Source organism: Pedobacter sp. N23S346 (assembly GCF_048515415.1).
Classification (GTDB): Bacteria; Bacteroidota; Bacteroidia; order Sphingobacteriales; family Sphingobacteriaceae; genus Pedobacter.
Window position 1 is genome coordinate 196,138 of record NZ_JBLYEE010000003.1, and the last position, 21,145, is coordinate 217,282.

Genomic DNA, 21,145 nt, shown 5'->3' on the forward strand with positions numbered 1-21,145 from the left:
CTACTGGTTTCTGTTTGATTTTAATAAACTATTCTGTACATAGGTGAAGAAAGCTTCTTTATAGCCTTCACCAATTTGTATCATTTCATTATTGGTTAAACGGATAATATTTCCATCCACTTTTTTGATAGCAGATTTAGCAACGATGTTTGATTTGTTTACCCGAATAAATGGATGACGTTCCAGAGCTTTGTCAATCTCCTTTAATGTGAGATAAGTGATATGCGTTTCAGTATTGGTAATAATCTGAATATAATTCTGTAGTGCTTTGATGTAAAGAATCTCATCAATAGCAATATTAGAAAAAGCATATTTGTGATCGCCTTTGATATAAAGTGCAGACACCTGATCTATTTCTTTTGCTGCGCGGGCATTATTTGCTTCCTTTTTCAAAATTCTATCTATGCCTAGTGCGAATTTTGCAAATGAGATGGGCTTAAGCAGATATTGATCTGATTGAACATCGAAGGCTTGTAAGGCATAATCAGGATGTGCAGTGGTGAAAATTAAATACTTCGCCTTTTCCCTGATGTTTTTGGCTAATTCGAGGCCGTTAATTCCAGGCATATCAATGTCCATGAATAATAAATCGATTTCATCATCTAAGCTAAGCTCAGTCAGTGCCTGGACAGGACTGGTAAAAGTCTTAAAAACACTCAAACCGGGCATCTCTGCGATATGGTCGGTAATTACCTCAATTGCATGCTGTTCGTCGTCGATAACAACGCATTTTAGATTCATGATAGTTATAAATAATGTTGCTTGAAATGAATTATTGCAAGTTAAATAAAAAATGGATTGTATTTAGCTTCATGGTATTAAAAAAAACGCAACGCTAGTTTCGTGTAAAAATCTACAGGTTTCGTGTAAAAATCTGGGGGGTTCATGTAATAAAATGTCTTTCATATATCTTTTTTGTAATCTTTAAACTGTTTGCCAAAAACAAATAATTAAGATGATTGGCGTTTAAACCATTATCATTTTAATTAACCTAACATCTGCCTGCCCAAATTTGTGTAGCCTGTTGAAAAGATCATTAAACAGGCCATACAAAAACGGGTTAAGCGTTGAAGGATTAAAATTTAGAAATACAAATAAGCATATTACCACATCCAACTATAGCTTGAAAAAACTGATACCTCTAAAAAAATTATATACACTACCATGGAACTTAAAGACGAAATAGGGCAATTTGCTGTCAGGATCAAAAAGATGCTTCCACAAGTTCAAACAGAAGATTCAACCAGAAATGCATTAGTGATGCCTTTCATCCAGATTTTAGGCTTTGATCCTTCAGAGGTTCAATCTGAGGCTGTGCTGGACTTTGGAGTGAAAAAAAGTAAAAAGGTTGATTATACCATTATGAAAGATGGAGAACCTACTATTTTGGTAGAGTGTAAGCACCACGAAGATAGCTTGGATATTCATGATTCACGTTTATCAAAATATTTCCGTAAAACGAAAGCGAAATATGGTTTGCTAACGAATGGATTAGTTTATCGCTTCTACACAGAGAAGATGGTAAAATCGAAGAAAAATCAGGCGCCTTTATTCGAATTCAAATTAACGGATACTAAAGCGGCAACAATTGCCAAAATGATTGAAGATCATAAAGATTACTTCAATGTTGATCAGAAGCAGGCAGCAAGCTAATATATTTATTAAAATCTTAACGTCCCGGAGATTCTATAGAAATTAAGTCCTAATTTATTAGGGCTTTTTTTGTGTCCTCTATTCTTACTCTACAGGTTGGTATCTCACCAACAAGCCTAAGTTTTGAATTATAGGGATGGGTTTTTAGTTGGTGCGCCACCAACCAAGGATTAGATAACCTACCTAAGTTTAATATTTATAGGCATGAGTTTTCTGTTGGTGAGACAGCAACCGAAAGATTGAAACGCATGTCTAAAATACTTATCCCCCAACAATTCGTTTAATCCTATTTTTATTAAAAAATAAAAGGGAGAAACCTTTCGATTTCTCCCTTCCATAAATCATATTATTTAATGATTAGATTAATTCAACACTTCTGCTCACAAAAGCAGTTAATTCAGCGCCAGTTAACATTCCCTGAGCCAATAAAGCTAAATCAACAGCTTGCTTGGCAAGATTAGCCTGTGCTTCACCTTCTGTATTTAAGATTTTGTTCACCAATTTGTGGTTTCCGTTAATAGCCACTTTGTAGCTATCTGGCATCTGGCCATAAAAGCCCATTCCTCCACCCATTGCAGCCATATCTTTCATGCGACGCATAAATTCATCCATGGTAATGGTTACTGGTAATTCATCTGGATTCAAAGCGATAACCTCTACTTGCATGCCTGGTTTAGTAATTGCTTTTTCAAAAATCGCTGTTACTTCTTTAACCTGGTCTTCGCTTAAAACGTGCTCGTTAACTTCATCTTTTTCGATCAACTTATCAGCAACACTAGAATCTACCCTTTTAATCGATGTTTTTTCCAATTTCTGCTCCATTTGATTTATGAAGTGATTGTCTATTGGTGAATCTAATACCAAAACATCATAATCCTTTTTATTCGCTGATTGAATAAAAGCATCTTGTTTTGCAGTATCATTGGAGTACAAATAAACCACGGTACCGTTTTTATCTGTCTGTAAAGGTGCTACCTTCTCTTTATATTCGTTTAAAGTGAAAAGTTCATTTTTAGTGTTTCCAACTAAAGCGAAATCTTTAGCTTTATCATAGAATTTCTCTTCACTGATCATTCCGTATTTCACGAATAAACCAATGTCTTTCCATTTGTCTTCAAATGCCTGACGGTCTTTCGTAAATAATTCGGCTAATTTATCAGCAACTTTTTTAGTAATGTAGTTATTGATTTTCTTTACGTTACTATCCGCTTGTAAGAAACTACGCGAAACGTTTAACGGAATATCTGGTGAATCGATTACACCATGTAACAGCATTAAAAATTCTGGAACAATATCTTTAACCTCGTCGGTAATAAATACCTGGCGGGAGTATAATTTGATTTTGTTGCGTTGCATTTCGAAATCATTTTTCAATTTCGGGAAATACAATACACCAGTTAATTTAAATGGATAATCTACGTTTAAGTGAATCCAGAATAAAGGCTCTTCGCTAAATGGATATAATTCACGGTAGAAGCTTAAGTATTCCTCGTCTGACAAATCTGCAGGTGCTTTTGTCCAGATAGGATTAGTAGTGTTGATGATATTATCAACTTCTACATCTATATATTTTTTCTTACCTTCTTCATCTTCGCCGTCTTCTACAGATTCTGTTTTAGTACCGAACTGAATTGGAACAGGTAAGAATTTAGCATATTTATCTAAAATTTCTTGCAACTTAGATTCTGCTAAAAACTCTTCAGAATCTTTGTTAACATGAAGGATGATATCTGTACCACGGGTGGTTTTTGTGCCTTCCGTAATTTCGAATTCTGTACTGCCATCGCAAACCCAACGTGCTGGCTCCGCACCATCCTGATAAGATAGGGTTTGAATTTCTACTAAATCTGCAACCATAAAGGCAGAATAGAAACCTAAACCAAACTTACCAATAATCTCATTGGCGTCTTTTGCATCTTTAAATTTCTCTACAAATTCACTTGCGCCAGAAAATGCAACCTGGTTGATGTATTTCTTAATTTCTTCGGCGGTCATACCCAAACCATTGTCGCTAATGGTAATGGTTTTTGCGTCTTTGTCAACGGCAACTTTTACTAAAGGTTGACCTACTTCGCCATTAAACTGACCTAATGAACCCAGTCTTTTAATTTTCTGAACCGCATCTACAGCGTTTGAAACCAACTCACGGAGAAAAATCTCGTTATCAGAATATAAAAACTTCTTAATTATTGGGAAAATGTTCTCAGTATGTATTGAGATGTTTCCTTTTTCTTGAATGCTCATATGTAAATAAATTGTTTAATCTACATCCTGCATAACAAGGGCTGTTCCAAAGCCTTTTGTTTGCCAAAATGACAGTGAATTTTAAGGGGATGTAAAAGGGAAGATGTGTTTACGGATAGCTTTATTAGGGAAGATGGGAGATGGAAAAGGTAAAGGTATGTGCAACCTTAAGACTTATTATTGTTTACGAAAAATAAATAAATAGCTGCCTATCTATTCAGGAGTTGGTTTCCTACTTAAAGTTTTGTAGATGCGATTTAATTGTAAATAAAAAAAGCCAAAAAACAGTTACGTTTTTTGGCCTTTAATAAAGTATATCTATTTCTAATTTAGATGAAAACTTGGTTTATCTTCTTCTAAAGATAGAATTTTGGTAATTTTTTTCAGGAGAACATCCATCTGGAATGGTTTTGAAAGAAAATCATCCTGACCGTAATTTAATGTAGTAAAATCATCCTGATTATATAAACCGGAAATGAGTAGAATTGGAATTTTTGAAGTGTGCTCAATAGATTTTAATTGCTCACATAAAACACGCCCGTCTATATGGCCAAGCGATATGTCAAGTAAGATCAAATCCGGCTTAAAGCTTTCAATCCTGCTAAATATCTCTTCGCCATCGTTAAGTGCTGAAACCTTGAACCCACCGATTTCCAGTATTAATTGTATGGTTTCTAAAACCTCAATATCATCGTCAACTACCAGTATTCTCTTCATATGTTTTAAGCAATTTATTTGCCATCAAAAATATAACAAAATGTATCTTGTTAAGTTTACAATCTTAAGAATATTTTAACAATTAATTTATAAACAAATAAAATTTAGAAATATTAACTGGCCTGCTGAACAATTCCTTCTTTTTGTAGAATAAAATTGAAAAGCTCTTCTATTGGTTTCTGTAATATTTTGCCTGGTTCAATGCCATTCTCTACTAAAACCTCAATTAAAGTCTCCTGATAATAGTATGCAATAGAGCCAACGAAATGACAAGGCACATCTTTGTACTTTGGGTAATCCTTCACGTTAGTATTCACAAATTCCTGAAACCCACTTTTCAAAACATCCTGAATAAAAGGATGATCGCGGTGGCTGGCCATAAACCGACTAAAGCCTGCCAGGTAAATGTTAGGAAATGGTTTTTGATAAACATTGGTAATAATCTGCTCCTTATCAGCAGGGAAAGCCTTTTTAAATTCGGCAGCTAAACCAGCAGGCATTTTATCATATAAATAGGCTAGCAACACTTTTTTACCGAAGAAGGTGCCTGAACCCTCATCGCCCAGAACATAACCCAACCCGTGGTGGCCATCATGAATCTTTTTGCCATCAAAATAGCAAATGTTCGATCCTGTTCCTAAAATGCAATTTAACCCTTCGGCATTGCCACAGGTTGCATAAACGGAGCCTAGTAAATCGTGATCTACAGAGATAAAGGCATTTTGGAAAACTTCAGAAAGGCCGTTTGAAACCACTTCATGCTTATCAGGCGAAGAGCAACCAGCACCGAAGAAGTAAATCTCTTTTACCTGATCTGCGTATTGTATAACAGTTTCATTTTTCGAAATTAAATTCGAAATATCCTGTTCACTTAAAAAATATGGGTTTATTCCAGTGGTATTAAATCTAATGGTTTCTCCATTAAGATAACCCATCCAATCAGTTTTTGATGAGCCACTATCTGCAACAAGTATCATGCACTAAATATAAAAATTAATTGTAGAATTTTATGCCTGAAATAATTTCGTTACTCATTTGTGGCTTTAATTCTTCTGTTTTTATATTATTCGCGATAAAAAATGCATTCATTGGAGGCTTTTAGGGTTTGAAAACCATGCTTATCATTCTTTATGTTAAAATAATTTCTAAAATAGAAAGCTATATTATTCAGTTTCATAAAATATCTACCTTTAAATATCTGTATAGTTTAATTCGACAAATCAATATTTCCACTTATTTCTTTTAGCATAGTTTCTGCTAACTTGGCCTGATATTGCATTTCAATAAAACGGTTTTGTGCATCAATGGCATTACGCTGTGCTTCCCGTAATTCAAGTGGAGCAATACTCCCTAAACGGTACTTGGCCAAGGTAATGTCTAAACTTTCTTTGGCAATATCTACGTTCCGTTGTTCAAGCTTCACCAAATCGAGGTAAGTGGCATAATTCTGATAGGCAGAAAGCAATTGAGAATTCACATCAAGCTTCGTTTTGCCCAGATTCAATTTTGATGTTTCGATCTCAATCTTTGCATTTCGCTCATTTTGTCGCTGTAAAAAACCATTAAACAAATTTAAGCTGGCAGTAACACCGTAAGTAAATCCATTTGCCGCAAACCTCTGGTTAAATCCGGTAGGACTTGTGCTATTCGCCCTGCTGTAACCAGAATTCAAACTGATTGCCGGATACCTGGCACCACGAACGGCTTTTAGATTCAGCGAGGCCAGCCGTTGGTTGATAAAAGCATTTTGCACATCAGGATTTTGCTGTTCTGCAATTTCTGCCTGTTTACTGAATAAAATTCCCCGGTCTACGTCGATGCTATCGGCGACTGTAAAATTGGTGCTAATATCCCGTACCATGATCTGGTTTAACCGAATTTTTGCCACCTGTAAAAAATTCTTAATCTGGAGATAACTCGAGGTATCAGTATTATAATCTACCTGGGCCGTTAGCACATCTAATTTGGAGCCTCTTCCCAGGTCCAGTTTGGTTTTGGCAATATTGGTTCGTAAAACAGATACATCAATGGCACTATCTGCCGCAACGAGTAATTGTTGCTGCCTGATCACATCATAATAAGCATTAATTACATCTGCAACTGTGTTTAAGATAGTTAACCGGGCATTTACTTCACCCTGTTTTTGCAATTCTTTTAACCGGTTATAATTCGCAAACATGGTAAAGCCATCAAAAACAGTCCAGTTTAAATCGGCACCCAAACTGTTGTTTGTACTTCTCGCGCCGGTTATAACCCTTTCTGGTCCGGTTGCGGGGGTTTGCCTGGTGTTCTGAACTCCACCACCATTTACATAAGTTCCATCAAGCGTTGGTAACATGCCTGCGTTCCCAATGTTGTTATTGTTTTTAGCGATTGATAAGTCGTTCCTGCTGATTTTAATATCGTAATTATTCTGCAACGCAATGCTTACAGCTTCTTTTAAAGTAAGCAGCTCCTGTGTAAATCCGGAAAAGGATAAGCACAGTAAAAAAGATAATAATTGTAATTTCTTGCTCATCTTATTCTTCTATGTTTAATGCTTCCTGTTCAAAGCGATGGGCATCTTTTAATTGTTTATTTGGTTTGTACGGCTTGGCCCAATAAGAGTAAATGGCCGGTATTACAAATAGGGTAAGCACCAGTGAAAATAGTGTTCCGCCAACAATTACCGTTCCCATACTCATTCTGCTTTTTGCAGCCGCACCTAAAGCCAGAGCAATAGGAAGTGCGCCAATGGCAATGGCTAAACTGGTCATCAGAATTGGTCGTAAACGGGAAACAGATGCCTCGCGGATGGCTTCAGCAATAGGCGTTCCTTTTTCTTTCAGCTGATTGGCGAACTCTACGATCAGAATTCCATTCTTTGTTACCAAGCCAATTAACATAATGGTTCCAATCTGGCTAAAAATATTCCAACTCTGGCCACATAACCAAAGGGATAGAAATGCACCGGCAACGGCCATGGGTACCGTTAGAATAATGATAATCGGATCTTTAAAGCTTTCAAACTGTGCAGAAAGGATTAAGTACACTAGTAATAAAGCTAAACCGAATGCAAAAAAAGTGTTCGAAGAACTTTCTTTAAAATCCCGCGATTCTCCACTTAAATCTGTTGAAAAGGTTTCATCCAGTATTTTTGATGATATGGCGTCCATGGCATCGATACCTTCACCAATACTTTTACCGGGGGCTAAGCCAGCAGAAACAGTGGCCGCAATAAAACGGTTATTTCTGTACAACTGTGGCGGACTACTTTCTTCTTTTGCGGTAACCAGATTATCCAGTTGTACCAATTCTCCCTTATCACTCCGGACATATACCGAACTTAAATCCAAAGGATCTTTCCGGTCACCACGATCGAACTGACCAATCACCTGATACTGTTTCCCGTTCATAAAAAAGTAAGAGAAACGCTGTCCGCTTAAACCTAAGTTAAGCGTCTGCGCAATTGCGGCAATAGAAACGCCTAAGTTTTTCGCTTTATCGCGATCGATGGTTAAGTTAATTTCCGGCTTATTAAATTTCAGGTTGACATCGGAAACCGTAAAGGTTGGATCTTTCGCCACGGCATCCATAAATAGAGGAATTTTCTCCCGCAGTTTCTCAAAATTTTGTGCCTGGATAATATAGCTGATCGGCAAACCCCCTCTTCGCCCTACAGAAATAGTTGGCTGCTGATTGATAATCGTTTTTCCTTCAGTGTATTTTTTTGTGATCTTCGTCAGCTTATCTGCAATTTCCTTTTGTGTCCGCTCCCGGTCTTCCGGATTCACCAGGCCCATGCGTACAAAACCTGAGTTAACAGATCCCGAACCACCGAAACCTGGAGAAGTGATGGTAATATTTACGTTTTTCTCCGGTACAGAATCCATCACCAACTGATTCAATTTCATGATAAACTGATCCGTATAAGCAAAAGATGAACCTTCTGGTGTAGTGGCGCTGATGTTAATCGCGCTGCGGTCATCATATGGTGCGGTCTCCTTCGGTAACAATTTCCAGAAGAGAAAAATAAGCCCCATACAAACCACAATAATCGGAATGGAAAGCCAGCGTTTATCTAAAAATTTATTCAGGTTTGAGGCGTATGAATCATTCAGTTTAACAAAATACGGTTCGGTCCAGTTGTAGAATTTTGATGGTTTATGTCCGCCTGGTTTCATTAAATAGGCATTTAACATCGGCGTGAGCGTTAGCGATACGAATGCAGAAATTAAAACTGCTGCACCAATTACCACCCCGAACTCCCTGAACAATCTCCCAACGAAACCCTGTAAGAAGATTACGGGTAAGAATACTGCCGCAAGTGTAATGGAAATTGAAATTACAGCAAAGAAAATTTCATTCGAACCTTTAATTGCTGCTTCAAATGGCGACATGCCTTCTTCTACCTTTTTGAAAATATTTTCAGTAACCACAATACCGTCATCCACCACTAAGCCTGTGGCCAATACAATGGCCAGTAAACTCAATACGTTGATGGAAAATCCGAAGGCATACATAATAAAGAATGTAAATACCAGCGATACCGGAATATCGATTAACGGACGGAAAGCAATGGCCCAATCTCTAAAAAATAAATAGATAATCAGAATCACCAATACGAGTGATAATCCAATGGTTTCGGCTACCTCTGTTACCGAACGCTTAATGAAAAGTGTATTGTCAAGTGCTACTTTTAGTTTAATATCCTTTGGAATATCTGCTTTAAGTTTATCAAAACGGTTATAAAATTCTTTACTAATGTCCAGATAATTGGCGCCTGGCTGAGGGATAATTGCCACTGCAACCATCGGCTTTCCGGATTCTCTTAAAATGGTTTCTTCATTCTCCGGACCTAAAACCGCATAACCAACATCCTGCAATTTGATCACCTGGTTACTGTCTGATCTTAAAATCAAATTATTGAACTGACTTTCATTAGTTAATTTACCCAAGGTTTTAACGGTTAATTCTGTGGTGGCACCGGTAATTTTTCCTGATGGTAATTCTACGTTTTCATTATCTAAAGCCGTAACAAGATCCTGCGAGGTTAATCCATAAGCACTTAACTTATTTGGATCCATCCAGATGCGCATGGCATATTTCCGCTGACCTTGAATTTGTACGCTACTCACCCCTGGAATGGTCTGAATCCTGTCGGCGATTACATTCTCCGCAAAATCACTCAATTCCAATGTGTTTCTTTTATCACTTTGAATGGTCATTGAAAGAATCGGATCTGAGTTTGCATCAGCCTTGCTTACTACCGGTAAACCATCAATGTCTTTTGGTAAGGTTCTGGCTGCCTGCGAAACCTTATCACGAACATCATTCGCGGCTTCCTCAATATTTTTATCCAGGTTAAATTCGATGGTAATATTACTGGTTCCCTGATTACTGGAAGAAGAAATGTTTCGAATACCATCAATAGAGTTGATTGATTTTTCTAAAGGCTCCGTAATCTGTGATTCAATGATATCAGAGTTGGCGCCAGGATAGGAAGTTCTCACCGAAACCACGGTTGGATCGATAGATGGATATTCCCTGACTCCTAGAAAAGTGTAGCCAATTACGCCGAAAAGTACAATCAGCAAATTCATAACTATGGCTAAAACAGGCCTTTTTATACTCGTAGTAGAGATACTCATAATTATTCTTTAACCAAATGAACTTTTACTGGTGCATCTTGCTTCAAGGCCATGGATCCGGTTGTTAATACGGTATCGCCAACTTTTAATCCAGATGTGATGACTATATTTTCATCGGTACGTGTACCAGCTTCCACTTTTATTTCCTGTGCTTTTCCGTTTTTTTGAATGTAGACAATCTTTCCTTTTAAAACCGGAACAACAGCCTGGTTGGGAATCAGAATAGCATCTTGAAGTGTATTTAATGCCAGTTTTATCTTTGCGAACGATCCTGGCAACAGCGCGTTATCAGCATTTTGTGCCAATGCCCTGATTTGTAAAGTTCTTGTTGCGGCATTAATTCCGGGCTCTATTGCATATACTTTTCCGGTGTTCTCTTTCGATGATCCATCGGTTGTAAAAGTAATGCTCGAACCTGTTTTAATTTGTCCGGCATATTTCTCAGGAATTGAAAATGTAATTTTAATTGGATTGGTACTCACTAAATTGGCAATTACGGTAGAGGGTGTAAGGTATGTGCCTTCAGAAATGCTACGCAAACCAATTCTCCCCGAAAATGGTGCCCTGATGGTTGCTTTCGCTAATTGTGCCCTTACCAATTGCGATTGTGATTGTAATGATCTGGAATCTGCCAGAGAAGTATCATACTCTTCCTGACTGATTGCGCCCTTAGCTAATAGTTGTTTGGCTCTGTTTTCATTCGTGCCAGAAAGTTTTTGTCGGGTAATCGCTTCCTGTAACTGTGCCTGGATATCTCTGTCGTTAATCTTAACCAACACACTACCTTTGCTTACATTCGTTCCTTCTTTGAAATAAATGCCAGTCACCAGACCAGAGATTTCACTTTTAAGTACAACAGATTCGTTGGCTTCTATTGCCCCGGTAACTTCCAGTTCATTGTTAAAAGATACTGGCTTTACCACAATACCATCAACCACTAATGCCGCCGATTTGCCACCGCCTCCTTTACCCTGACCAGTTGCGCCAGCGTCTTTCCCTTCTACGTTTTTGTTTTCTTTGATCCGATAATAAACCAGATAAGCTAAGCCCAAAGCAAAAACAGCATAAATAATATACCTTTTCTTCATGTTTATATTTGTGTAGTTCCCCAAACCAGCTCCATTAGATCATGATTCTGGAATATAGAGTGTAAAAATATCCAAATAGTTTAGTCCTAAATTTGTTGTATTAAGGATGTTACTTAGTGGGGTTCTTGCTATCCTTGATTAGTCGGGAGTCCGGAGTCTTTAGTCGGAAGTCTGGGGCGGTTAGGATTTCTGCTATCCTTGCTTAGTTAGGAGTTATGAGTTTTTAGTGGGGAGTTCAGGGCGGTTAGGATTTCTGCTATCCTTGCTTAGTTTGGAGTTATGAGTTTTTAGTTGGGAGTCCAAAGCGGTTAGGATTTCTGCCATCCTTGTTTAGTTAGGAGTTATGAGTTTTTAGTGGGGAGTTCAGGGCGGTTGGGATTTCTGCTATCCTTGCATGGTTAGGAGTTGGGAGTTTTTAGTTGGGAGTCCAGGGTGGTTAGGATTTCTGCTATCCTTGATTAGTTCGGAGTTATGAGTTTTTAGTTGGGAGTCCAAGGCGGTTAGGATTTCTGCCATCCTTGCTTAGTTTGGAATTATGAGTTTTTAGATGGGAGTTCAGGGCGGTTAGCAATTCCAATCGCCAAGCGACTCAAGACTCTGGACTTAGGACTCCCAACCCCATCCTTCTAAAGGCTATCGCCCGGCGACTCCCAAGTCCAAACTCACGACTTCAGACTCTCAACTCAAAACTCACAACTATTTTACACCCCAGGCTAGTTTTTAATTCGGAAACCTAAGCAATAACTATAAATTTGTCGCAAATCACATTTAATATGTTTATTAAAAAATCAATTTTAGGTTTAGTTTTACTACTAACGTGTATTATGGCAGCAAAGGCGCAGGTAAAAATTGGCTTTGAAGTTTCTTTTAAAGAACCACAAGCACATTATGCCGAAGTTCAGATGAATATCTCTGGCTTGGCGAAAGATTATGTAGATGTTAAGATGCCAGTGTGGACACCAGGTTCATATTTAGTACGTGAGTTTGAGAAAAGCGTAGAAGAATTTAAAGCAACTGCAGGTGGTAAAGCCGTTAAAGTAGAAAAAGTGAGGAAAAATACCTGGCGGATATTTTCTGCAAAGGCAGCCAATATTAAAATCAACTACCGGGTTTATGCATTCGAAATTTCTGTGCGGACACCATTTATTGATGAATCTCATGCTTTCTTATCGCCAACCGGAATTTTTATGCATCCTGATGGGATGATCAAATCACCAAGCACCGTTAAAATTATTCCTTTCAATACCTGGAGCAAAGTATCTACCGGCTTAACGCCAGTTGCGGGGCAGCAGTTTACTTACGCAGCTACAGATTTTGATATTTTATATGATAGTCCGATAGAAGTTGGAAACCAGGATGTGTTCGAATTTATGGCTGCAGGTGTTCGTCATGAAGTGGCGATGTATGGTGGAGGTAACTATGATAAGGAAAAACTTAAAGTAGATATGGCCAAAATTGTTGAAGAACCAACCAAGGTTTATGGAGAAAATCCTAACAAACATTATGTTTTTATCGTTCATAATTTTTTAAGAGGTGGCGGCGGTTTGGAACATTTAAACTCCACTACTTTGGGTGCTACAAGAAATGCTTACAATACCGAGGCGGGTTATAAAGGCTTCTTAGCTCTTGTAGCTCATGAATATCATCACCTTTGGAATGTGAAACGTTTACGTCCGGTAGCTTTAGGCCCGTTCGATTACGATAACGAAAACTACACCACCAACCTTTGGGTAGCCGAAGGTTTTACCTCATATTACGAAAATAAATATATGCAAAGGGCTGGCTTTAACGACCCTAATCAGTTTGTTACAGATCTTGCCGGAGCAATTGGAACGGTAGTGAATACGCCGGGAGCTAAGTATCAATCTGCTGCATCATCTAGTTATGATGCCTGGATTATTGGCTATCGCCCGAATGAAAATTCAAAAAATAATTCCATCTCATATTATAGTAAGGGCGAAGTGATTGGGATTTTGATGGACTTAGAAATCATCAATGCAACAAAAGGACAAAAAAGTCTGGATGATGTAATGAAAGCGATGTACCTGCAATGTAAAACATTAAAACGCGGTTATACTGATGCCGAATTTAAGGCGATGGTAGAAAAAATCTCTGGAATAAGTTTCACTAATTTCTGGGCGAAATATGTTATTGGCGTAGATGATATTGAGTACAAAAAATATTTCGGATATGCTGGTGTTGATGTAGCCACGGAAAACGCAACGCCAGATAAGCCGGTGACTGGGGCCGCCGGACAATTAACCAACAACGGAACCATTAATGTAACTTCAATCACCAGGAATTCTGCAGCATGGATTGCAGGTTTAAACGTAAACGATGAGATAATTTCTCTAGACGGTGTAACCGTAAATGATGCTTTGGAAACAATTAAATTGAGGAGTGCAATGTTATCGCTCGAAACCTTGCCTCTAGTGACCAGGAAAAACATTGGAGAAGTTTTAAAATTGAAAGTAAAACGTGATGGTTTAGATAAAGAAATCTCTTTAAACCTGAAAGAGAATCCGAGTGTGCGTTTAAAGCCAACAATTAAAGAAGATGCAACACCTACTCAGAAAGCAGTATTTGCTAAATGGTTGGGAAAGTAAGCTTGTAGTTGTGCGTAGCAAAGTCCGAAAGTCATTATATTCTGACGATAAATATTTTACTATAACAAAAGCATCGGTGAAGGCCGATGCTTTTTTGTATGTCTTAAATTATTAATTAAATGGCAGTTAACACTGTTTTTGCCTAGAGTTAATAGGGTAATTGTTCGTATTTGGTACTTAAACTCTCTGCTAATAAATCTTTGCGCCGACTAGAGTATTACAAAATAGATTTCTTTCGATCACTCTCTTTTGTAACGGTACTTTAAAGAAAAAGCCTATTTACCTATCTCAATTATTTTCTTATCCCAGGCCCCAAAATCCTATTGTATAATAGAATGCATCAATGAATTTTTGCTTTTCGGGGTTGGTAGATTTAATGATAATAGAACTGTAAAAACTCGGTTCAGTCAATTCATCAACGGCATCATGCTTTTCAAGGTCTTCACCAGCTTCCTTAAACCATCTATCGAAAGTAATATGCCTATTTTTTGCTTTCCCACCTTGATTCATACAAAGATAAAGTATTGCTTCAGCTGGTTGTATACGAAAAAACTCGTTTATAATATAGATGATGGTCCGTTTTATTTTTGCATCGAAGCGTTGAGGTTTCTCGTCATTAGCCAACTTACAATAAAAACCAAAAGATACAGTCGGGATTTCATTGCCGTCCTTATCCTGCAATGAAAATTCTGTAAAATAAGCTATGTATGTATTACCAGAAAAAGTTATAAATTGATAAGATGTGCCGTCTTCGTTACGGTTTATCTCATATCGGGCGGACAAACTTAATTCCTTTTAACATGGATAAATCTTTACCATCTTTAATCGCTTCGATAATGCGATTTTTATCGTCCATCAATTTTTTGAACGGATTTACTTTGTCGCCAGCAGTTTGTTCAACGCCGACAGCTTTAACTGTATTTGCTTTTTCTGCTTTCATAAGGTATAAAGATAAAATTTATTTTGGTTTAAACCAAAATTTGAGCTATAACAGCTTGCAAATGAATTTGTTTCTTACTTAGCGTTCAGGTTATTTAAAAGCTTAAAACTTCATTCGAAAATTTATTTTGTATATGGTATTTCTTCTTGCCGGGAGCTTTGATCTATTTCGATAAAAACCCCGTTAAGGAAATTTCTTAACGGGGTTTTTGTGCTCTATGTATTCAGCTTTCCGCTCTTTAGCTTAAAAAGCATATTTAAATCCAAAACCAAATCTTCCGGCTCCGAAATCACTATCATTGTCACCTAAATAGATGGTTGGTCTCCAATCAAAAGCGAATGCTAAAGGAGCGCCAGAAATTTTATAGTCTAAACCAACCATTGGCTTCAATGCGAAAGAAGTATCATTAAATCCATTAAAACTAAAGAAGTTTACTGCCGGACCACCACCTGCATACCATTTTAAACCCGATGCTCCTTTAACATTACCATGGTATTGATAAAATAAGTTGATCGTAGTTAGGTTACTACCGAATAAAACCTCTGCTTGACCTGCATCATGTGCATTGAAAAAATGTTTCACTGAAGGGCCAACTAATGTTGCACCATCACCAAAATCAAGACCTAAACCAAGGGCAGTTTTGTAGTTTTGCGCCTTAACCTGTGTAGAGGTAAGCGTAAATAGTCCAATGCATCCTAAAATTGTAAATAACTTTTTCATAATCGATTTTGTTAATGTAAATTTTTAAATAATAATCTGCTTAACAACTTTAATGCCGATTATACTTTTTTAGTAAAAAAATATGATTTGAAAAAACAATGCTTGCATAGTAATTCTGTAATTCTTAAGTTTAGTAAAATATTTCAAATGGAAGGTTTGATAACGTGTTTCAGTTATCGATCTCAATTATTGCATCAAAATATCTGTAGATATGCGACCTTTCAAGTTTGATTTTTTTAACTTAACCAAATATTATAGAATGATATGGCTGCAGAAATTACACGAGTTTTCGATCTATTAAAGTACAGCTTGGAAAAACCTAAGCAAGAATTCGTTAATGGTAAAATCCACGGAAAATGGGTGAATTATAGTACAGCAGAATTTTGTGATGCTGTAGATTACCTAAGTCGCGGATTAATCAAGGTTGGAATGGCTAAGGGAGGGCGTGTGGCGGTAATGTCTCACAACAGACCAGAATGGAATATCGCCGATTTTGCCGCCAATCAAATCGGTGCTTATCAAATTCCGCTGTACCCAACACTAGCAGAGCATGATATTAAATTCATCCTCAAAGATGCAGAGGTTTCAATCATTTTTGTAGCTGATCAGGACTTATACGAAAAAATAAAGCCCTGTGCTGATGAGGTAAATCCGAATATAAAAATATACAGTTTTAGCGAAGTAAACGGGGTAGATAACTGGAAAGTATTAACAGATTCAGGGAAATCTGCCACAGATATTAACCTGGATGACTATAAAAGCAAGGTAAGTGGCGAAGATATCCTCACTTTAATTTATACCTCAGGTACAACCGGAACTCCAAAGGGAGTAATGCTAACCCACAAAAATCTGGTTTCTAATTTTTTAAATTCATTGGTGATCATTCCGGAGGGAGGAAAAAAAGGACTAAGCTTCTTGCCTTTATCGCACATTTTTGAACGAATGATCATTTACCTGTACCTGTATAATCGTACAGATGTTTATTATGCCGAAAGTATGGAAACCATTGTGGCAGATATTCAGCATGTAAAACCAAATTTATTTTCTACTGTACCACGCCTGTTGGAAAAGGTGTACGATAAGATTATGGAGAAAGGGAAATCGCTAACAGGCATTAAAAAAAATATCTTTTTCTGGTCGGTGGCTTTGGCAGAGCAATATACGATTGATGCTGGCGCCTGGTATAATTTCAAATTAAGCATTGCCCGAAAGTTGGTGTTTAAGAAATGGCAGGAAGCTTTAGGCGGAGAAATCGTTGTAATCGTATCTGGTGGAGCAGCCTTAAACCCACGCTTGGCCCGGATTTTCTGGGCAGCAGGGATGCCCGTTTTTGAAGGTTATGGTTTAACAGAAACCTCGCCCGTAATTACCGTGAACCGTATGGGCGGCACTATGTTTGGCACCGTTGGTGAAGTTATTACAGGTGTAGAAGTTAAAATTGCTCCGGATGGTGAAGTATTAACGCGTGGTCATCAGGTAATGAAGGGTTATTACAATCGCCCTGATTTAACAAAGGAGGCCATTGATGAGGATGGCTGGTTCCATACCGGAGATATCGGTGAATTAATAGATGGGAGATTTCTGAAAATCACTGATCGTAAAAAAGAAATGTTTAAAACCGCAGGTGGTAAATATATTGCACCGCAAATGCTAGAAAATAAATACAAGGAATCTATTTTTATAGAGCAGATTATGGTTTTAGGTGAGAACAGGAAATTTCCATCAGCTTTGATTGTTCCAAATTTTGAAACCTTAAAAACCTGGGCAGGTAGAAAGGGTATTAATTTCACCAATCATGCAGAATTGATTAAAAACGATCTGGTTTTAACCAAATATAATGAAGAAATTGAAGCTTTAAGTATTGGTTTCGGTAAATGGGAGCAGGTAAAAAGATTTGCTTTGCTGCCAACAGAGTGGAGTATTATTGGGGGAGAGCTGACACCAAAATTAAGTTTAAAAAGAAAAATAATCACCGAAAAAAATATCGATATTATCGAAAAAATATATAAAGATGCAGAAAGCTATAAGGCCCCAAACTAAGGGATTAGCGGTTTTAATTACAGTTACTATTTTGCTTTCAGGTTGTGTAACCGGGCAATTAAGTAAAAACAATAGTGGCGAATATAAAAATGGAATGGTGGTTTCTGCGCATCCCGAAGCCTCTCAGGTTGGTATTGAGATCTTAAAAAAAGGAGGTAATGCAGTTGATGCTGCCGTTGCTGTTCAGTTTGCGTTGGCTGTAGTATATCCAAATGCCGGCAATATCGGAGGCGGTGGTTTTATGGTTTACCGATCTGCCAAGGGCGAAGTAAATGCGCTTGATTTTAGAGAAAAAGCCCCAGCCGCCGCCAGTAGAGACATGTATCTGGATAGCGTTGGAAACCCTGTAGTTGATAAAAGCCTTTACGGTCACTTAGCTGCTGGCGTTCCGGGTGCTGTTGATGGGATGGTACAAGCACATCAAAAATATGGCAAATTGACCTGGGCAGAAGTGCTTAAACCTGCGATAGATTTAGCACAGAATGGTTTCAAGATTACCAAACGCCAGGCGGCAGAATTAAATGGTTTGCATCAAAAGTTCATGGCTTTCAATCCCGATGGAACTGCTCTGGTAAATTTAGAAAGCACCTGGAAGGAGAATGATTTGCTCATACAAAACGAACTAGCCAATACATTGAAACTTGTTCAGGAAAAGGGGCGGTCTGGTTTTTATGAAGGAGTGGTGGCAGATGCTATTGTTGCGGAAATGCAAAGGGGCAGAGGACTAATTACTAAAGAAGATTTGAAAAGTTACCATTCCGCATGGCGGAAACCAATTATTGGCGATTACCGTGGTTACAAAATTATCACCATGCCGCCAACATCCAGTGGTGGAATAGCCCTGGTTCAATTATTAAAAAGTGTGGAACCATTTCCGCTAAAAAAATGGGGCTATAATACAGATTCTACAGTTCAGGTAATTGTAGAGGCCGAACGACGGGTTTACGCAGACCGTGCAACACATCTTGGTGATCCTGATTTTTATAAAGTTCCGCAAAGCCAGTTGCTCAGTAATACGTACAATAAAAATCGAATGGCCACTTTTAACTGGGCCGTAGCGACACCAAGCAATCAGGTTTTAGCTGGAAAAATTAATGGAGCTGAGCATGAGGAAACTACCCATTTTTCTATTGTAGATCATGATGGAAATGCAGTTTCTATTACCACAACGCTTAATGGTTCATATGGATCACTGGTGGCAGTAAAAGGAGCTGGATTTCTATTAAACAATGAAATGGATGATTTTTCAGTTAAACCTGGCTCGCCAAATATGTATGGCTTAGTTGGTGGAGAAGCAAATTCCATTATGCCAGGTAAACGAATGTTAAGTTCGATGACGCCTAGTATTGTAGAGAAAAATGGAAATTTATTTATGGTTGTGGGTACGCCTGGTGGTTCTACCATTATTACATCAGTTTTCCAGACTATAATTAATGTGATCGATTTTGATATGAATATGCAACAAGCGGTTGCAGCAAAGAAATTTCATCATCAATGGTTGCCAGATGAAGTATATGTTGAAAAAGATGCTATTGACAGTCTGGCGATAGAAAAACTAAAGTTAAAAGGCTATAAAATAATACCTCGTGGTGCAATTGGCAGAGTAGATGCCATTTTAAAAACTAGCTCAGGAAGCTATCAGGGAGGGGCAGATCCGCGTGGAGATGACCAGGCAATCGGCTATTAAATTTTAAATTAATTTTATTTTTTCCAAACGATATTTTTGGTATGGCAATTGCTGAATGTGGAAAACGCTTACAAATTAATATAACGAACATGAAATTAAATCTATTTAAGTCTTTACCGGTTGCATTAGCCGGTTTGTTCATCGGAACTGCAGCTTCGGCACAGGAACCGGTTACCTCAACTACTCCTTTCAGAACATGGTCTATTGGTGTAAATGCAGGAGTTTTATCTCCGGTTTCTCCACTAGGAGGACAAAATGATTATTCTAACTGGAAATCTAGCTTAGGTTACGGTTTGTATATCAAAAAACAAATCACACCGTATTTCTCTTTACGTTTAGACGGAGTTCGTGGTAAATTAAAAGGTGACAATACTGAGCCTTTCAACAGTGGTGTTGTAAATCCTAGCCCTTTCAGATCTTTTGAAACTGATTTAAACTATTCTGCAAGCTTAAATGCTGTAGTAAACATGTTTAACTTCAGTGCATTTAAACAACAAAATAATATCCAGTTATACGGATCAGTTGGTGGTGGTGTTACAAATTATCAGGTTACTACTGTGAACAATGCAGGTGCATCTGTAGAAAGCGAGAAAGTTGATAAATTAGTGATCCCGGTAGGTTTAGGTGCTAAATTTAAAGTATCGGACGGTATTAACATCGATTTAGGTTGGACAATCAACTTTGTTGATGCTGATAATCTTGATGGTTTCAGCCGTGGATCTAATGATAAATATAACTATGCTCATGCTGGTTTAGAATTTGCATTAGGTAAAGGACAACAATTAGCTTTCCATAGCCCGGTTGCTGTTTCTTATGATGAAGCTGTTAAAGCTAAACAAGCTGCTGATGCGTTGAAAGGTGATCTTGATGCTCAAAAAGCTGAGAATGCTAAATTACGTTCAGAAATGTCTGATCTATTAAAAGATAGCGATAATGATGGTGTTGCAGATAAATTGGATAAATGTCCAGATACTCCGGCAGGTACTGTAGTTGATGGATCAGGTTGTCCATTAGTTGCTCCAAAACCTCAGGTAACAATCATTACTGAAGAAGATCGTAAAGTGGTTAGCGAAGCAATCAAAAACTTAGAATTTGATTTAGGTAAAGCAACTATCCGTTCTAAATCTTACGCTTCTTTAAACAGAGTAGCTGGATTATTGGTTCAGAAAAACTTTAGCTTAAAATTAGCTGGTCACACAGATAATACTGGTTCTAAAGAATTAAACTTACGTTTATCTAAAGAAAGAGCAGAATCTGTTAAAGCTTACTTAGTATCTCAAGGTGCAAATGCATCACGTATTGAGGCTACAGGTTACGGAATGGGTCAGCCAATTGCAACTAACAAAACTGCAGCTGGTCGTCAACAAAACCGTCGTGTAGAGTTCACACTTTACTAGTCGATTTTAAAATATAAAATGAAAGCTCCCGATGAAAATCGGGAGCTTTTTTTGTGAAGCTGTATCCATAAATTTGAAATGTCATCCTGAACCTGTCAAAGGATTTTGGAAAAATGTTCTTAACGGTGTTTAGGTACGCTATCGTTTATTAAAATGCAGAAAATCAATTAATTGCAAAAAAAACGTCACCTATATTGATTTTTATGAAATAGATTAACCCTCAGCATGACAGCAAATGGGATACAGCGATCGCTATAACCACTTAAAAAGGCCAAACCACTGTTTCTTCGTTCTGCTCTTAGACCGGCATGGTCAATTTTTCGGGATGGCACTAACAAAGCCTACCTACTGACTTAAACAGAAAAATTGCGAGTCGGCAACTTTGCTTCTTTGGTTGCCCAAAGAAGAGAGCCCGTCCGGCTA

At 37.7% G+C, this 21,145-nt stretch carries 15 protein-coding genes; 5 read left to right on the plus strand and 10 right to left on the minus strand.

Going from position 1 to position 21,145, the window contains the following annotated elements:
* Positions 1–741 carry a LytR/AlgR family response regulator transcription factor gene (locus ACN1CD_RS07670; protein ID WP_419129826.1) on the minus strand — a complete coding sequence of 247 codons (741 nt, stop codon included), beginning with the start codon at positions 739–741 and terminating at the stop codon, positions 1–3.
* A gap of 423 nt (positions 742–1,164) precedes the next feature.
* On the opposite strand from ACN1CD_RS07670, the gene ACN1CD_RS07675 reads away from it, so the two are divergent.
* Complete coding sequence (locus ACN1CD_RS07675) at positions 1,165–1,653, plus strand: type I restriction enzyme HsdR N-terminal domain-containing protein (protein ID WP_419129827.1); 489 nt, start codon at positions 1,165–1,167, stop codon at positions 1,651–1,653.
* A 357-nt stretch (positions 1,654–2,010) separates the two neighbouring features.
* Here the strand turns inward: ACN1CD_RS07675 and htpG are convergent, their stop codons facing one another.
* From htpG to ACN1CD_RS07705, 6 genes are all read right to left on the minus strand, one after another.
* Positions 2,011–3,897, minus strand: a complete 1,887-nt coding sequence (gene htpG / locus ACN1CD_RS07680; RefSeq protein ID WP_419129828.1) for a molecular chaperone HtpG — start codon at positions 3,895–3,897, stop codon at positions 2,011–2,013.
* Between the two features lie 324 nt (positions 3,898–4,221).
* Positions 4,222–4,614 carry a response regulator gene (locus ACN1CD_RS07685; RefSeq protein ID WP_419129829.1) on the minus strand — a complete coding sequence of 131 codons (393 nt, stop codon included), beginning with the start codon at positions 4,612–4,614 and terminating at the stop codon, positions 4,222–4,224.
* A 113-nt stretch (positions 4,615–4,727) separates the two neighbouring features.
* Entirely contained in the window at positions 4,728–5,591 is an 864-nt protein-coding gene (locus tag ACN1CD_RS07690) for an N-acetylglucosamine kinase (protein ID WP_419129830.1), read from the minus strand.
* Between the two features lie 230 nt (positions 5,592–5,821).
* Entirely contained in the window at positions 5,822–7,132 is a 1,311-nt protein-coding gene (locus ACN1CD_RS07695) for a TolC family protein (RefSeq protein ID WP_419129831.1), read from the minus strand.
* 1 nt (position 7,133) lies between these two features.
* Positions 7,134–10,244, minus strand: coding sequence for an efflux RND transporter permease subunit (locus ACN1CD_RS07700; protein WP_419129832.1), 3,111 nt, complete (start codon positions 10,242–10,244; stop codon positions 7,134–7,136).
* Positions 10,245–10,246: 2 nt separating this feature from the next.
* Positions 10,247–11,332, minus strand: a complete 1,086-nt coding sequence (locus ACN1CD_RS07705; RefSeq protein ID WP_419129833.1) for an efflux RND transporter periplasmic adaptor subunit — start codon at positions 11,330–11,332, stop codon at positions 10,247–10,249.
* An 824-nt stretch (positions 11,333–12,156) separates the two neighbouring features.
* Here ACN1CD_RS07705 and ACN1CD_RS07710 point away from each other — a divergent pair.
* Positions 12,157–13,938, plus strand: a complete 1,782-nt coding sequence (locus ACN1CD_RS07710; RefSeq protein WP_419129834.1) for a M61 family metallopeptidase — start codon at positions 12,157–12,159, stop codon at positions 13,936–13,938.
* Positions 13,939–14,238: 300 nt separating this feature from the next.
* On the opposite strand, the gene ACN1CD_RS07715 is transcribed toward ACN1CD_RS07710, so the two are convergent.
* From ACN1CD_RS07715 to ACN1CD_RS07725, 3 genes are all read right to left on the minus strand, one after another.
* Entirely contained in the window at positions 14,239–14,721 is a 483-nt protein-coding gene (locus ACN1CD_RS07715; RefSeq protein WP_419129835.1) for a DUF6169 family protein, read from the minus strand.
* Complete coding sequence (locus ACN1CD_RS07720) at positions 14,705–14,878, minus strand: hypothetical protein (protein WP_419129836.1); 174 nt, start codon at positions 14,876–14,878, stop codon at positions 14,705–14,707. Before ACN1CD_RS07720 ends, ACN1CD_RS07715 begins: the two co-directional genes overlap by 17 nt.
* A 243-nt stretch (positions 14,879–15,121) precedes the next feature.
* The gene (locus tag ACN1CD_RS07725; RefSeq protein ID WP_419129837.1) at positions 15,122–15,598 is read right to left on the minus strand and encodes a hypothetical protein; all 477 of its coding nucleotides are present in this window, start codon (positions 15,596–15,598) and stop codon (positions 15,122–15,124) included.
* A gap of 264 nt (positions 15,599–15,862) precedes the next feature.
* On the opposite strand from ACN1CD_RS07725, the gene ACN1CD_RS07730 reads away from it, so the two are divergent.
* From ACN1CD_RS07730 to ACN1CD_RS07740, 3 genes are all read left to right on the plus strand, one after another.
* On the plus strand, positions 15,863–17,638 hold the full coding sequence (locus ACN1CD_RS07730; protein ID WP_419129838.1) for an AMP-dependent synthetase/ligase: 1,776 nt from the start codon (positions 15,863–15,865) through the stop codon (positions 17,636–17,638).
* Positions 17,610–19,325, plus strand: a complete 1,716-nt coding sequence (gene ggt, locus ACN1CD_RS07735) for a gamma-glutamyltransferase (RefSeq protein WP_419129839.1) — start codon at positions 17,610–17,612, stop codon at positions 19,323–19,325. Before ACN1CD_RS07730 ends, ggt begins: the two co-directional genes overlap by 29 nt.
* An 89-nt stretch (positions 19,326–19,414) precedes the next feature.
* Positions 19,415–20,722, plus strand: coding sequence for a DUF6089 family protein (locus tag ACN1CD_RS07740; RefSeq protein ID WP_419129840.1), 1,308 nt, complete (start codon positions 19,415–19,417; stop codon positions 20,720–20,722).
* The last annotated feature ends 423 nt before the right edge of the window (positions 20,723–21,145 follow it).

Excerpts from the sequence above, each read along its gene's own strand:
- ACN1CD_RS07670 (WP_419129826.1), bottom strand. The coding sequence starts at position 741 with ATGAATCTAAAATGCGTTGTTATCGACGACGAACAGCATGCAATTGAG.
- ACN1CD_RS07675 (WP_419129827.1), top strand. The coding sequence starts at position 1,165 with ATGGAACTTAAAGACGAAATAGGGCAATTTGCTGTCAGGATCAAAAAG.
- htpG (WP_419129828.1), bottom strand. The coding sequence starts at position 3,897 with ATGAGCATTCAAGAAAAAGGAAACATCTCAATACATACTGAGAACATT.
- ACN1CD_RS07685 (WP_419129829.1), bottom strand. The coding sequence starts at position 4,614 with ATGAAGAGAATACTGGTAGTTGACGATGATATTGAGGTTTTAGAAACC.
- ACN1CD_RS07690 (WP_419129830.1), bottom strand. The coding sequence starts at position 5,591 with ATGATACTTGTTGCAGATAGTGGCTCATCAAAAACTGATTGGATGGGT.
- ACN1CD_RS07695 (WP_419129831.1), bottom strand. The coding sequence starts at position 7,132 with ATGAGCAAGAAATTACAATTATTATCTTTTTTACTGTGCTTATCCTTT.
- ACN1CD_RS07700 (WP_419129832.1), bottom strand. The coding sequence starts at position 10,244 with ATGAGTATCTCTACTACGAGTATAAAAAGGCCTGTTTTAGCCATAGTT.
- ACN1CD_RS07705 (WP_419129833.1), bottom strand. The coding sequence starts at position 11,332 with ATGAAGAAAAGGTATATTATTTATGCTGTTTTTGCTTTGGGCTTAGCT.
- ACN1CD_RS07710 (WP_419129834.1), top strand. The coding sequence starts at position 12,157 with ATGGCAGCAAAGGCGCAGGTAAAAATTGGCTTTGAAGTTTCTTTTAAA.
- ACN1CD_RS07720 (WP_419129836.1), bottom strand. The coding sequence starts at position 14,878 with ATGAAAGCAGAAAAAGCAAATACAGTTAAAGCTGTCGGCGTTGAACAA.
- ACN1CD_RS07725 (WP_419129837.1), bottom strand. The coding sequence starts at position 15,598 with ATGAAAAAGTTATTTACAATTTTAGGATGCATTGGACTATTTACGCTT.
- ACN1CD_RS07730 (WP_419129838.1), top strand. The coding sequence starts at position 15,863 with ATGGCTGCAGAAATTACACGAGTTTTCGATCTATTAAAGTACAGCTTG.
- ggt (WP_419129839.1), top strand. The coding sequence starts at position 17,610 with ATGCAGAAAGCTATAAGGCCCCAAACTAAGGGATTAGCGGTTTTAATT.
- ACN1CD_RS07740 (WP_419129840.1), top strand. The coding sequence starts at position 19,415 with ATGAAATTAAATCTATTTAAGTCTTTACCGGTTGCATTAGCCGGTTTG.